This is a genomic window from Alcaligenes sp. GCM10023179 (assembly GCF_042653705.1).
GTDB lineage: Bacteria > Pseudomonadota > Gammaproteobacteria > Burkholderiales > Burkholderiaceae_B > Alcaligenes > Alcaligenes phenolicus.
Genome location: NZ_JBHSIQ010000001.1, coordinates 1,067,595 through 1,080,510 on the forward strand (window position 1 = coordinate 1,067,595; position 12,916 = coordinate 1,080,510).

12 protein-coding genes are annotated in these 12,916 nt (G+C 56.4%); 4 read left to right on the top strand and 8 right to left on the bottom strand.

The genetic code is table 11. From position 1 onward, the window contains the following. Window positions 1-92 precede the first annotated feature (92 nt). Window positions 93-1,382, top strand: a complete 1,290-nt coding sequence (locus ACFPDR_RS04730; RefSeq protein WP_088450611.1) for a C4-dicarboxylate transporter DctA — start codon at window positions 93-95, stop codon at window positions 1,380-1,382. Between the two features lie 100 nt (window positions 1,383-1,482). Here ACFPDR_RS04730 and ACFPDR_RS04735 read toward each other — a convergent pair whose 3' ends face one another. From ACFPDR_RS04735 to ACFPDR_RS04745, 3 genes are all read right to left on the bottom strand, one after another. Further along, window positions 1,483-2,844: an MFS transporter gene (locus tag ACFPDR_RS04735; RefSeq protein ID WP_203145580.1), complete on the bottom strand. Its 1,362-nt coding sequence runs from the start codon at window positions 2,842-2,844 to the stop codon at window positions 1,483-1,485. A gap of 154 nt (window positions 2,845-2,998) precedes the next feature. Continuing rightward, window positions 2,999-4,246 carry an iron-containing alcohol dehydrogenase gene (locus ACFPDR_RS04740; protein WP_376910715.1) on the bottom strand — a complete coding sequence of 416 codons (1,248 nt, stop codon included), beginning with the start codon at window positions 4,244-4,246 and terminating at the stop codon, window positions 2,999-3,001. Next, window positions 4,243-4,968: an alpha/beta fold hydrolase gene (locus tag ACFPDR_RS04745; RefSeq protein ID WP_137431160.1), complete on the bottom strand. Its 726-nt coding sequence runs from the start codon at window positions 4,966-4,968 to the stop codon at window positions 4,243-4,245. Before ACFPDR_RS04745 ends, ACFPDR_RS04740 begins: the two co-directional genes overlap by 4 nt. A gap of 136 nt (window positions 4,969-5,104) precedes the next feature. On the opposite strand from ACFPDR_RS04745, the gene ACFPDR_RS04750 reads away from it, so the two are divergent. Next, window positions 5,105-5,827 (top strand): GntR family transcriptional regulator, encoded by a 723-nt coding sequence (locus tag ACFPDR_RS04750; protein WP_026483247.1) that lies wholly within the window; start codon window positions 5,105-5,107, stop codon window positions 5,825-5,827. 14 nt (window positions 5,828-5,841) lie between these two features. On the opposite strand, the gene ACFPDR_RS04755 is transcribed toward ACFPDR_RS04750, so the two are convergent. The 3 genes from ACFPDR_RS04755 to ACFPDR_RS04765 form a co-directional block, all read right to left on the bottom strand. Continuing rightward, window positions 5,842-6,660 (bottom strand): sterol desaturase family protein, encoded by an 819-nt coding sequence (locus ACFPDR_RS04755; protein WP_009459555.1) that lies wholly within the window; start codon window positions 6,658-6,660, stop codon window positions 5,842-5,844. A 475-nt stretch (window positions 6,661-7,135) separates the two neighbouring features. Next, entirely contained in the window at window positions 7,136-7,927 is a 792-nt protein-coding gene (dapB, locus tag ACFPDR_RS04760; RefSeq protein WP_026483245.1) for a 4-hydroxy-tetrahydrodipicolinate reductase, read from the bottom strand. 25 nt (window positions 7,928-7,952) lie between these two features. After that, window positions 7,953-8,453 (bottom strand): outer membrane protein assembly factor BamE, encoded by a 501-nt coding sequence (locus ACFPDR_RS04765; RefSeq protein ID WP_196784070.1) that lies wholly within the window; start codon window positions 8,451-8,453, stop codon window positions 7,953-7,955. 113 nt (window positions 8,454-8,566) lie between these two features. Here ACFPDR_RS04765 and fur point away from each other — a divergent pair, with 113 nt between their 5' ends. Further along, entirely contained in the window at window positions 8,567-9,022 is a 456-nt protein-coding gene (gene fur / locus ACFPDR_RS04770) for a ferric iron uptake transcriptional regulator (protein ID WP_035272094.1), read from the top strand. 175 nt (window positions 9,023-9,197) lie between these two features. On the opposite strand, the gene recN is transcribed toward fur, so the two are convergent. Together recN and ACFPDR_RS04780 are read right to left on the bottom strand one after the other, a co-directional pair. Further along, the gene (gene recN, locus ACFPDR_RS04775) at window positions 9,198-10,847 is read right to left on the bottom strand and encodes a DNA repair protein RecN (RefSeq protein WP_226348989.1); all 1,650 of its coding nucleotides are present in this window, start codon (window positions 10,845-10,847) and stop codon (window positions 9,198-9,200) included. A 6-nt stretch (window positions 10,848-10,853) separates the two neighbouring features. Continuing rightward, complete coding sequence (locus ACFPDR_RS04780; protein ID WP_009459550.1) at window positions 10,854-11,753, bottom strand: NAD kinase; 900 nt, start codon at window positions 11,751-11,753, stop codon at window positions 10,854-10,856. 127 nt (window positions 11,754-11,880) lie between these two features. On the opposite strand from ACFPDR_RS04780, the gene hrcA reads away from it, so the two are divergent. Next, the gene (gene hrcA, locus ACFPDR_RS04785; RefSeq protein ID WP_009459549.1) at window positions 11,881-12,894 is read left to right on the top strand and encodes a heat-inducible transcriptional repressor HrcA; all 1,014 of its coding nucleotides are present in this window, start codon (window positions 11,881-11,883) and stop codon (window positions 12,892-12,894) included. The last annotated feature ends 22 nt before the right edge of the window (window positions 12,895-12,916 follow it).

The window sequence follows — 12,916 nt, forward strand, 5'->3', positions numbered from 1 at the left end:
ATTGAATATATGCTGACATGTCAGATGAGATTTTAGATTGATGGATTGCTGGTAGCGACACGGCAGCGCTTACAAAACAACAGGAGACAACGATGCGTTTTTTGTACAGAACCTTGTTTGGACAGGTCATTGTGGCCTTGATACTGGGAGTCCTGGCGGGTGTGATCTGGCCGGATTTCGCCGCCTCGCTCAAACCCTTTGGTGATGGTTTTATCAAGCTGATCAAAATGATCGTGGCTCCCTTGGTGTTTTGTGTCGTGGTGCACGGAATTTGTGGCAGCAGCGATTTGAAGAAGGTGGGGCGTGTTGGGGTGAAGGCCCTGATTTACTTTGAGGTTGTCACCACCTTTGCCTTGGCCTTGGGCATTTTGCTGGGCTACTTCTTTACGCCTGGGCATGGGATGAATGTAGACCCCAGTACCCTGGACGCCAGTGCCATGGCTGCATATACCTCGCGAGTGGAGCAAAGCACAGATACCGTCGGGTTTTTAATGAAGATTATTCCGACGACGTTTGTGGATGCCTTTGCGTCAGGCGATATTTTGCAGGTGCTGCTGATTGCAATTTTGTTCGGTTTGGCGGTTGCCTTGCTGGGGGAGCGGGGCCGTCCGGTAGCATCGGCGGTAGAGACGCTGTCCCATGTGTTCTTCAAAATTATTGGTTTCATCGTCCGTTTGGCACCCTTGGGCGTGCTGGGAGCCGTCGCTTTTACGGTTGGCGAATACGGGCTTGGCACCTTGGGCAAGCTGGGCCTGCTGGTTGTACTGTTTTATGTGACGTGCGCCATTTTTGTGCTGGGCGTCTTGGGGCTGATCCTGCGCATGACCGGCTTTAGCATCATCAAGCTGTTGAAGTATTTGCGCGAGGAATTGCTGGTTGTACTGGGCACAGCGTCGTCTGATGCCGTCTTGCCCCAAGTGATGCGCAAGCTCGAGCGTATGGGTATCAAGCAATCCACTGTAGGTTTGGTGGTGCCAACAGGTTATTCCTTTAACCTGGATGGTTTTTCGATCTACCTGACCTTGGCCGCCGTGTTTATTGCACAGGCAACCAATACCCCCTTGTCCTTTATCGATTTGATGACCATTTTGGCCATTTCCATGTTGACCTCCAAAGGGGCGCACGGTGTGCCGGGGTCTGCCATTGTGATTCTGGCAGCGACCTTGAGTGCGGTTCCTGCTATTCCGGCCATTGGTCTGGTGCTGGTTTTGTCCGTTGACTGGTTCATGGGTATGGCGCGGGCCTTGACCAACTTGATTGGTAATTGCGTAGGAACCGTGGTGGTGGGCGCCTGGGAAGGTGACGTGGACCGAGAGCGGGCTCATGCTGTTTTGGATGGGCGTGTTCACGTTGATCTGAGCCAGGACAGTAATGGCAATTAAGCCGAGCCGTTCATGAGCTTAAAACCCGTGTCAGCCAAATCGGCTGAAACGGGTTTTTTATTGAGCCTTAAGTCTACTAATCATCAATTAAATCAGAGCATTAAGCTGAAACTTCCTCCAGCGAACGCCCCTTGGTTTCCACCCCCAATGCAATCACCACCAACGCTGCAATAGAAAAGGAAATAGCCCCCAAGGTGAAAACGCCTGCATGACCGGTCCAGGGCAGGATAAAGCCCACCAGCAGCGGTCCGAATAAGGAACCCAGTCGGCCAATGGAAGAGGCAAAGCCCGCGCCTGTGCTGCGTGTCCGTGTGGGGTACAGCTCGGGGGTGTAGGCATACAAAACCGACCACATGCCAAACATGAAGAACTGCATGCACAAACCAGCGCCAATCAGTTGAGCAACAGGCGCCTGACTGGTGGCGACGTGGCCATAGATAAAGGCACAGCCGGCGCTACCGAACAGCATCAAGACCATGGTTGCCTTGCGACCCCATTTCTCCAGCAACCAGGCCGAGAAGATGAAGCCTGGAATACCGGCCAGGGAAATATAGATGGTGTAGGTAACGGACTTGGTGACTTCATATCCGGCTTGTTGCAATAGTGCGCCCAGCCAGGTGGTCAGACCGTAGTAGCCCAGCAAGGAGAAGAACCACAGCATCCACAGCATCAGGGTACGGCGGGCGTATTGGCCTTGCCAAAGCTGGGCAAACAGCGCGCCACGCTTAAGCTTCTCGCAAGGGGTGGGAGGCAGGGGAGAGGGCAGGGCCTGGCCGCCGTTGGCCTGAATAACTTTATGTTCAAAGGCCGTGGTGACTTGTTCGGCGCGGTCGTTATGGCCTGCTTCTTCCAGCCAGCGGGGGGACTCAGGAACCCAACGGCGGATCACAAACACAAACAGGGCAGGGATAGACAGGGCAATGAAGATCCCGCGCCAGCCTATATAGTCCAGGCTCAGGTAGGTCAGAATCCCGGCGCTGATAAAGCCCAGCGGCCAGAAGCCTTCCAGAATCGCGATGTACCGACCGCGACTTTTAGCGGGCACGATCTCCGAGACCATGGCCAGGCCGATGGGAAATTCCATTCCCATGCCAAACCCCAGCAGCACCCGGAACGCCATCAACTGCTCGACGTTTTGGGACAGGCCACAGGCCAGGCTGCCTACGCCCCAAAAAATCATGCTCCATTGAAAGACAGGTTTGCGCCCGTACTTGTCTGCCAGCATGCCCGCAATGGCAGCACCCAAAAACATGCCTAAAAAGCTGGAGCTGGCCAGCATCCCCGCCTGCGCGGTGGTGAGCCCCATTTCTGCTTTGATGGAACCTAAAACAAAAGTCATGATGCCCAGGTCCATGGAGTCAAAGAACCAGGCGGTCGCGATAATACCGAACAGCATGCGTTGATAGCGTGTCATGGGCAATCGCTCCAGGCGATTGGCCACATTGGGGGATACGGCTGTCATAGGTGTCTCCTGTAGGTCCGCTCTTGTGGCGGGTTTATGTATAGGTGACCTGCCGTCAGGCCATGGCAGGCCTTTTTTCTTCTACTGATATATTACATGGATACTAGTGGTGTTCATTTTAAGATTAAATAATGGTATGTACTTAGCTGGCTAATTAATTATGGGTCAGTGCTCCGGCTAAAGAGCCCTCAAAAGCGTGTTGAATAATGCGTTGATAGGCGCTGGTGCAGTCAGCAACCGGGAAGACTTTGGCAAGACGAGTCACTTGCAGGGCGTCGCTCAACAGGCGCTCCAGCTGATGCTCTTGTACGCCGCATTGGCTCAGGTCAGAGGGGATGTCCAGTTGTTCGACCAGCGACCGCACATAGGCAGGCAGAGCCAGTAAGGTATCTTCCGGCTTGCCGGTTGGCATGCCCAGTAGTTGGGCGACTTCCAGCAATTCCGAGGCGCGGGTTTCACGCAGTTCGTCCAGAACGTAGGGCAGCAGCACGGCATTGGTGGTGCCGTGAGATTGATGCGTCAAACCTGCCAGTGCGTAGGCAATGCCGTGCACCGCATTCAGACCTGCCGTGCCGTAGGACAGGGCGGCATAGTAGCTGGCGCTGGCCATGCCATCACGGGCTTCAGTGTCGGTGCCGTCGCGATAGGTTCGCAGCATGTACTGGCCGCACAGGCGTATGGACTCGCGTGCAAACATCATGGTCAGGCTGGATCGGCCACTATAGCCAGGGTCGGGGCTGCCACCACGATCAAACAGGCTGGCATCCTGCGTCACAAAGGATTCAATCGCGTGGGTCAGGGCATCGATACCGGCGTCGGCAGTGACGCGGGGTGGGCAGCTATCGCTGAGTTCCGGATCGATGACTGCAATGGCGGGACGCAGCGCATTGCCCATGACGGCAATTTTGGTGGCATTGTCGGGGTCGACCAGAATGGCTCCCGGTGTTGCTTCTGATCCCGTGCCGGAGGTGGTGGGCAGGGCGATCAAGGGCAAGGGCTTGGTGTGGGCGGGCCAGGTCCCGCTGTAGGTGCGTATGGGCTCCCCGGTGGGGACGGTCAGACACAGGGCTTTAGCCAGATCTATATTGCTGCCGCCGCCCAACGCCAATACGAAATCGATAGGGTGATCGGCCAGGTGGGCACGTACTTGCAGCGTGGCCTGATCACATAAGGTAGTGGAAGGATCTGGCTCGCCCCCATCAAAAACCACAAGTTCAATTCCCTGTTCTCTACAGGCGGCGATGTGGTCCTGAACCCAGGTGGTTTGAATGGTGAAAAAACGGTCGGTAATCAATAAGCCGCGACGCCAGCCCAGGTGGGCAATCAAGGCAGGTAGTTCATGGCGGCAGCCGCGTCCCATCAGGGTGCGGGGTGGTGGGCAAAAGAAAACGTGTGTGTTCATACGGCAGTCCTTGCGGTGTGTAGAGAGCAGAAGGGGTCTATCAATGAGGCGATTAGTTCAGTGTGTGAGCCCAGGATGCTGTGGCCCGCATCAGGCAGGCTGTGCAAGGTGGCTTGTGGCAGTGCCTGCGCCAACCGGTGGGCGTGCTCAATGGGACAGTCCTGATCCTGTTCGCCATGGATGATCAAAGAGGGGATGGAAATACGGGGAAGTTGCGCATACAGGTCGTGGTGCCGATTAGCCAGCCAGGTCCAGGCCACATCTTGATGACCTGCGGCCTCCAGCAGGCCCAGGCGCTGTTCCCGTTCTGCAATTTCTTGCAGCAAGGCAGGCGTGTCCTGGGCCTTGAACCATTGAGTCCGGTTCAGGCTGGCTGTGCCCGATAACAACAGCAGGGCTTGAGGCAGTGGGGCCTGTTCGTCCAGTAAAGTCAGACAGGTTTGCAGCACCACTGAGACGCCCAGGCTCCAGCCTGCCAGGACATAGGGCGTGTGTTCAGGCAAGGCTTGAATGCTGGCGCGTAGATCCTGCACAAAGCCGTCCAGCCCGTAATCTTCCTGGCTGGAGCCACGAAAGGCATCGCCTCGGCCTCGCAAGTCCGGGGTGTGCCAGGACATCAAATTCGAGCTGGCGTTGACTACTGGCAACCAGCTGCGATGGGTGCCCTGAATCCCATGCACGGCAATGATGGTGGTTTGTTTTGAATCGCAGGCAATGCTCATGTGGCTTCCTGGAGTAGATAAATACAACTAAGATATGAGGCTGTTGCCCAGTTCCGGCCTTGTACTTGCAGGGCCAGAGCAGGCGTCAGAGTTTGGGTGTCAGCAGCAAACGCTGCGTTTTAAAGGCAGGGTCAGCATGGTTACAAGCAAGCGGAAGGTAGCGGGAAAAGGGCAGGCTCAAGATGAGGTGCTGGACATCAAGGCCTTGACGGAACCCAAGCCCAAGCTCACAGACATTGCTTATGAGCGTTTGGAAGAAGCCATCATTACCCTGAAGCTGCCGCCGGGCAGCATCGTGTCCGAGCTGACCTTGAGCCAGATGTTCGAGATTGGCCGCACGCCGATTCGGGAGGCCATTCAACGGCTGGCACGCGAACATTTGATGCTGGTCTTGCCGCAGCGTGGGCTGTTGATTCCAGAGCTGGACATGCCCAAGCAACTGCGCCTGATCGAGACGCGACGGGAGATCGAGCGTCTGATCTGCCGTAGTGCGGCCAAACGGGCGACACGCGATCAACGCGAGCAATTCAAGAGCTTGCATGATGCTTTCCTGGAAGCAGCCACCCAGAACGATGAAGTCAGTTTTATCCGGGCAGATCGACGGTTGAATGAGCTGGAAATCGAGGCGGCTCGCAATGAGTTTGCCGAGGCAGCGATGCGTCTGACACATGGGCTATCCCGTCGTTTCTGGTTCTGCCACTATCAGCAAAATCCGGATTTAACGGAGATGGGCAGACTGCATGCCAACTTGGCGATGTCCATTGCCGGGGGCGATATGGACCAGGCCGGTCAAAGCCTGGATCTCTTGATGGACTACATCGAAGAACTCGCCCGCACGACCCTGATTTCCAGCTTGTAAGGACAGGCAGGGCCTTAGCTGGCCAGGCCACGCTCCAGGGCGTGGGCCTCTTCTTTTTTCAAGGCTGGGCCGTCCGTGGTGTCGCCGGTATCTTCAAAACGGAAACGGCGAATAATGGGCTTGAGCTCTTCCTTGACGTGCTTTTCGCTATAGCCATTGAACAGGTGGCCAAGCAGACCGCGACGCAGATCCGTAGTGCCCATGGCCCAGTCGGCGATCGGGAACGTCAGGTTCATGTTGTACTTCATCATGATGCCCTGATTGTGGTGGGCGGTATGGTGGCGGCGAATGGTGTTGATGAAGGGCATATTGCGTACAAAGCTGTTCTCATGCACATGACAGCAGTAGTGAAAGGCCTCGTACACCAGGTACTGCGCCACCATGGTCATGAATACAAAATAGCCTGCATTGGGGTTGATGATGGTTGCGGCCAGCCAGCCCAGAATCCCGCCGCCTACCCCCAACGTGGCCAGAACGCGCCAGGGGAAAAACACAATCCGGAACTCCTTGCTGGAATCAATTGTGGCTTCGTTGTCGGTGAAGTACTGGTGATGCTGGCGGGTGTGGCGTTCGTAGATTTCCCGCAATCCAATGATGTTGATGCGTCGGTGCATCACATAACGGTGCATGGCCCATTCAACAAAATTACCCGCCAGAAAAACGGGGATCACAATCAGCCATTCCCAACCTACCGGGCCTAGCTGGGTGATGCTGTAGTAAATCGCTGCCAAGCCCACGATATAGGTCACTACCACGTGAACAATGCCGTTGTAGGCGGGGCTGATGTTGGATTTGTAGTCCTCTCGGAACTTGCGTTGGCGTTCGCTCATCATGTCGGTTGTCTCCTGCGGGAAAAGGTTTATTCTTTAAATATCCAACTAACATATTAGTGATATTTTTTTCTGCGTCAAGCAGGGAAAACAGGGGGGAGGGAATGTGACAAGGGGGCGACTTAAGGGGAGAACACGCCACAGCGTTTGGTGGAGCAGTTTTTCAGGCTGGGCTCAGGGCTGGTTTTGCCGTTTTACTGGCGAGCTTGGAGCTGCTTTTTTGTGATGAGGCGAGTTGGGAAGGGGCAGGACGGGACACACTGGATCAAGGCTGGAGCAGGAGAGGAAAGGACGAGTGAAGGACAAAGCAAGGTAAAGAGTAGGGACAAAGGCAAAGGCAAAGGGATAGGTGCTGGCCAGATCAATCCAGCGTGGCCACTTTCGGAAAGTAGCCAACAGGAGGAGGCTCTGTTAAGCGAAGATAAAAAAAGCCGGCTCGAAAGCCGGCTTTTGGTCAGAGCGTTTGCAAGTCAGGAACTTACAGGCCCAGCACGTCTTGCATGTTGTACAGGCCAGTGTTTTTATCGCCCAGGAAACGGGCTGCACGCAGGCTGCCGTTGGCATAGCCAGCACGGCTGCTGGAGCGGTGCGAGATTTCGATGCGCTCGCCTTCGCCGCAGAAAAACACGGTGTGGTCGCCCACAATGTCGCCACCACGGACGACGGAGAAACCAATGCGGCCATCCTGACGGGCACCGGTGTGGCCGTGACGGGCCCAGTCGGCTACATCGTTCAGGGATTCACCCCAGGTTTTGGCAATGGCTTCGCCCATAGCCAGAGCTGTCCCCGATGGCGCATCCACCTTGTTGCGGTGGTGGGCCTCAAACACCTCGGCGTCGTAGCCCTGGTTCAGCAAGGCAGCCGCCATTTCAATCAACTTCAGGGTGGCATTGACGCCTACGCTCATGTTCGGGGCGAAGACAATGGCAATCTCGCGACCAGCCGCCAGAATCTGTTGTTTCTCTGCTTCGGAAAAACCGGTAGTGCCAATGACCAGACGGGTGCCGTGCTGCATGCAGGCGTCCAGATGGGCCATGGTGCCTTCAGGGCGGGTGAAGTCGATCAGGCAATCTGCCTGGGCCAGGGCGTTCAGGTCGTCCGTGACTTTGATACCTGTGTCTTTACCCAGAAAGGCTCCTGCGTCCTGACCAATGGCTTTGGAGCCGCTGTGGTCCAAGGCCGCGGCCAGTGTCAGGTCGGTACTGTTCAAAACAGCTTCAATCAGCATACGGCCCATTCGGCCGTCTGCGCCAGCAATGGCAATGCGCATGTATCCAGTGTCCTTAACGTAAAGCTTAAAGCGTGGGCTGGTTGCCGCTCACGCTGGGCGTTGGGGCGGCTTGGTCGGCGTCAGCGGGGGGCGGGGTGTGTTTCTTGCCTGTGTCGCTGCGCTCGAAGGGTTGGCGGTCAGGTTGCTCGTCGCCTTCCCAGCGAACCAGAGTGTCGCCTTCGAACCAGACGGTAAAGGTGCGCTGCTCGCTCTTGCCGTAGCCAGGCTTGTTCAGGTAAGGGTAGTCCCAACGGTCGGCGTGGAAAATGTCCTGCAAGGTGGGCGAACCCAGCAGGTAACGAACCTGTTCGCGTGTCATCCCCGATTGCAGGCGGGCCACTTGCTCGGCAGTGATCCAGTTCCCCTGCTGAATGTCGGCGCGGTATGGGAAGCCCCATTTAGAGGATCCGCAAGCGCTCAGGGCGGCGGCAGCCAGGCTGGCTGCGAGTATGGCGCGGATGACAGGAGTGAATGAATTGGCCTTCTTCTGCACGAAATGCCCCAGTAGGAATAAAATCGTTATCATATAAGGGTTTAGGAAAAAGCGCATGAATTGCGCATTGAACCGCCTCAAGACGAGCTGGTTTTCAACCAGGACGGACTTGAGATCCATCCCCATCAAGATGCGATAATTTAGCCATGAACGATCAAAATGAACTGAAGAACATGGGGCTTAAGGCGACTTTTCCGCGCCTGAAGATTCTGGATATTTTTCGCCGCTCCGACCAGGACGGTCAACGCCACCTGAGCGCTGAAGACGTATACCGCCTGCTTATTGCCGAAGAAGTCGATATTGGTTTGGCCACGGTCTACCGTGTGTTGACCCAGTTCGAGCAAGCCGGCATTTTGGTGCGCAGCCAGTTTGACGGCGGCAAAGCCGTCTTTGAACTGAATGATGGCGATCACCACGATCACCTGATCTGCACCAATTGTGGCGTTGTGGAAGAGTTTACCGACAGCAATATCGAAGCCCGCCAGCACCAGGTCGCCAAAGACCACGGTTTTGTGCTGGAGAGCCATACCATGCTGCTGTACGGCATTTGCCCCAAGTGCTCGGAAGCAGGCAAGCAGGCCAAGCCTACCTTGCGCAGTTAATCCCTTTGTAGAGGGTCCGCCGGTGCGGGATCTGATGATTGGGGGCAGGATAGCCAGGGCGGCATCCTGAAAATTCAAAGAACAATCAGATCCGGATCATAGGGCCTCACGATTGGATACAAAAAAACCACCAGCTGCTTCGGCGCTGGTGGTTTAGCTTGCGTTTCAAAATTGCTTAACGCTGACGTGCCAGCATTTCCCGCGCATGTTCACGCGTTGTTTGCGTAATTTCCAGACCACCCAGCATGCGGGCGATTTCGTCCACGCGTTCGTCTTGCGTCAAAGGACGGATAGAGGAAAAGGTCTGACCTTGCTCGGTCGTTTTCTCGACCTTCAAATGATGGTTGCCGCAAGCGGCCACTTGGGGCAGGTGGGTCACACACAAGACCTGATGACGTGCCCCCAACTCTTGCAGCAAGCGTCCCACCACTTCGGCCACCGCGCCACCGACACCCGTATCCACCTCGTCAAAAATCAAGGTAGGCACGCGGGCTGCCTGGCTGGCGATAACAGACAGTGCCAGGGAAATTCGGGCCAGTTCACCACCCGAGGCCACTTTGGCCAGCGGACGTGGTGTTACCCCTTCGTGACCAGCCACCAGAAACTCCACCTGCTCTGCGCCGTGAACCTGAGGTGTGCAAGCGGTCAGGGCGACCTCGAAGCGACCGCCTTGCATGGCCATGGACTGCATCGCCTGGCTGACTTGTTTGCTCAGTTGCACACTGGTTTTGCGTCTTGCGGCACTTAGCTTGCTACTTAGCTCCTGGTACTGCTTTTCAGCCTGCTGAGCCTTGGCTTGCAAGGCTTCCAGATCAAAAGACTGTTGCAGCTGTGCCAGCTGTTCCTGCCAGGTTTCCAGCAGGCTGGGCAGTTCTTCGGGCTCCACTTTCAGCTTGCGTGCGGCACTGAAAATGGCAGAAACCCGTTCTTCTGCCTGCGCCAGACGCTCGGGGTCCAGCTCCATATCGCTTAGATAACTGTTCAAGTCCGAAGCTGCTTCGGTGACGGCAATTTGTGCCGACTCCAAGGCATCCACAATCGCTTGCAGGCCTGGGTCATGACGCAGCAGGGCGCTCATTTCGTGGCTGGCTTTGCCCAGCAGTTGCTGTACCGAGGTTTCCTCGCCATCCAGAGCCGTCAGGGCCAAGGCACTGCCGTCAATCAAGGCCTGGGCATGGGACAGGCGGGTGTGTTCTTGTTGCAACTGGTCCCATTCACCAGCACGCAGATTCAGGCTGGACAGCTCGTTGATCTGCCACTCCAGACGCTCCTGCTCTCGTTTGCCCTGCTCAGCACTTTGACTGGCCTGTTCGACGGCTTTGCGTGCCTGGCTCAATTGCTGCCAGGACTGCGCCACTTGGCGCGCCAGGGGTAAATGGCCGCCTTGGCTGTCGAGCAGATCGTATTGGCTTTGAGGGTTCATCAGACTTTGATGAGCGTGCTGGCCGTGGATATCCACCAGCAATTCACCCAGTTCGCGCAACTGAGTCAGGGTTGCAGCGCTGCCATTGATGTAGCTGCGGTTGCGACCTTGCAGGTCGATCAGTCGACGCAAGATCAACTCGTCCGCGACATCGAAGTCACGCTCGCTCAGCCAGCTCTGAATGTCTTGTTCACAATCGAAGTGCGCGCTGACTTCTGTTCGCGGACAGCCCTCGCGGATGGCTTTGGCATCGCCGCGTGCCCCCAGCACCAGGGAGAGCGCGTCAATCAGAATGGATTTACCAGCGCCGGTCTCCCCGGAAAAAACCGTGAAGCCGGAGTCGAAATCAATCGTGGCTTGATCCACGATCACAAAGTCTCGAACGTGCAGGGTACGGAGCATAGGGGTTTATTCGTTTTCGTCGTTAGGCAAAGGGATGTGATTCCAGCCCAGCTTCTGACGCAGGGTGGAAAAAAAGCTGTAGCCCTTGGGATGGATAAAGCGAATGGTGTCCTGGGAGCGACGCACGTCAATGCGGTCTCCCTGCTGACAGTCCGACCAGGTTTGCATGTCAAAGTGCACGCTGCCACCCGATTCCACCCGGCCCAGAGCCGTAATGGTCAAGTTCAGGGTGCCTGTGTCGGGTAGCACGATAGGGCGGTGCGACAGGGTTTGCGGAGCAACGGGGACCAGCAAAAATGCCTTCAGGGAAGGGTGCAGCAAGGGACCACTGGCCGCCAGCGCATAGGCCGTGGAGCCCGTGGGGGTGGAGATGATCAGGCCGTCGGAGCGCTGGCGGTACATGAATACGCCGTCAAGCTCGACACGCAGCTCGATCATGCCGCCGCGCCCGGCACGGTTGATGACCACATCGTTCAGGGCCACGCCTGAATACAGCACTTGCCCGTCACGCACCACGCGGCCTTCCAGCATGGAGCGCTCTTCAATGTCGTATTCGCCTTTCAGCACGCGCAGCAAGGCGTCGTTGGCGTCATCCAGGGGAATGTCGGTAATGAAGCCCAGGCGGCCGTGGTTGATCCCGATCAGGGGAACCTTGCTGTGGGCTAATTCGCGCGCAGCGCCTATCATGGTGCCATCCCCGCCCATCACGATAGCCAGATCGGCGCGCTCGCCAATTTGGGCATAATCGCCGATGGGGAATTCGGTAATACCGGCATTCTGGGCGGTTGTGGCCTCAAGCAGCACCGAGCAACCAGTGTTGACCAGGGTTTTAGCCAGCGATCGGATGGGCGCATCCAAGCCGGAGTCCTGGTATCTGCCAACAATGGCAACCGTTTTGAAATGCATGGGGCGAAAACCTTATGATTGATGAAATAATGGCGATCAGTGGATTATAGAGTTGCCACTCTAGGCTTGGCTGTAAGATTCTCCCCTTTATCATGCAGAGCTGGTGTTTTTAAGTGACGTACGCGACATGGATGACAGAGCAAATGCCTTGTTGAAGGTGCTGATCGAGCGTTACATCGCCGATGGTCAGCCGGTAGGGTCCCGTACCTTATCGACCATTTTTGATTTTTCCCCGGCCACGATTCGTAATGTGATGGCCGAGCTGGAAGGCCTGGGCCTGATTCATAGCCCCCACACCTCGGCGGGGCGCATTCCTACGCCCAAAGGCTATCGCCTGTTTGTGGATCGCCTCCTGGCTGCCGAGCGTTTCGAGCGGCCCGATGCACGCAACCTTAGCCAGTACCTGCCTTTTGACGAGCCCAACCGGGCGGTCAGTTCTGCCGCTTCCTTGCTGTCGAATCTGTCGCAGTTTGCCGGTGTGGTGCTGGCGCCGAAAAAAGCCCAGACCTTCAGGCAGATTGAATTTATTCGCCTGTCTGACAAACGGGTGTTGCTGATTATCGTCACGCCGGATGGTGATGTGCAAAACCGCATCCTGTTTGTCCCGCGCGACTATCTGGAGCAGGAGCTGGTCGAGGCCAGCAACTTTTTCAATCAGCATTTCTCGGGCATGTCCTTCGAGTCGGTCAAGCTGGCCTTGTCGCAGGAGCTCAGCTCCTTGCAGGCGGACATTTCGCGTCTGATGCAACAGGCGGTGGATGTGGGCAGCCATCAGCCCGATAGCGAAGAAGCGGTGGTCATCGCCGGTGAAAGCAAGCTGTTGAACGTGACCGAGATGGTGGCGGACATGGACCGTTTGCGCCGTCTGTTTTCCTTGTTCGAGAAGAAAACCGATCTGCTGCACTTGCTCGATGTCTCCAGTCAGGCCGATGGCGTGCAAATTTATATAGGCGGAGATTCGCAGCTTTTACCTTTGGATGATGTGTCCGTCATTACCGCGCCGTATGGCGTGGATGGCAAGGTCGTGGGGACGCTGGGTGTGATCGGGCCATCGCGGATGGCGTATGATCGTGTGATTCCTATCGTGGACATTACGGCCCGGCTATTGTCCAATGCCCTGAGCCATCACTCTGCCAGTTAAGGGATGGACCTTCGGCCTGCTG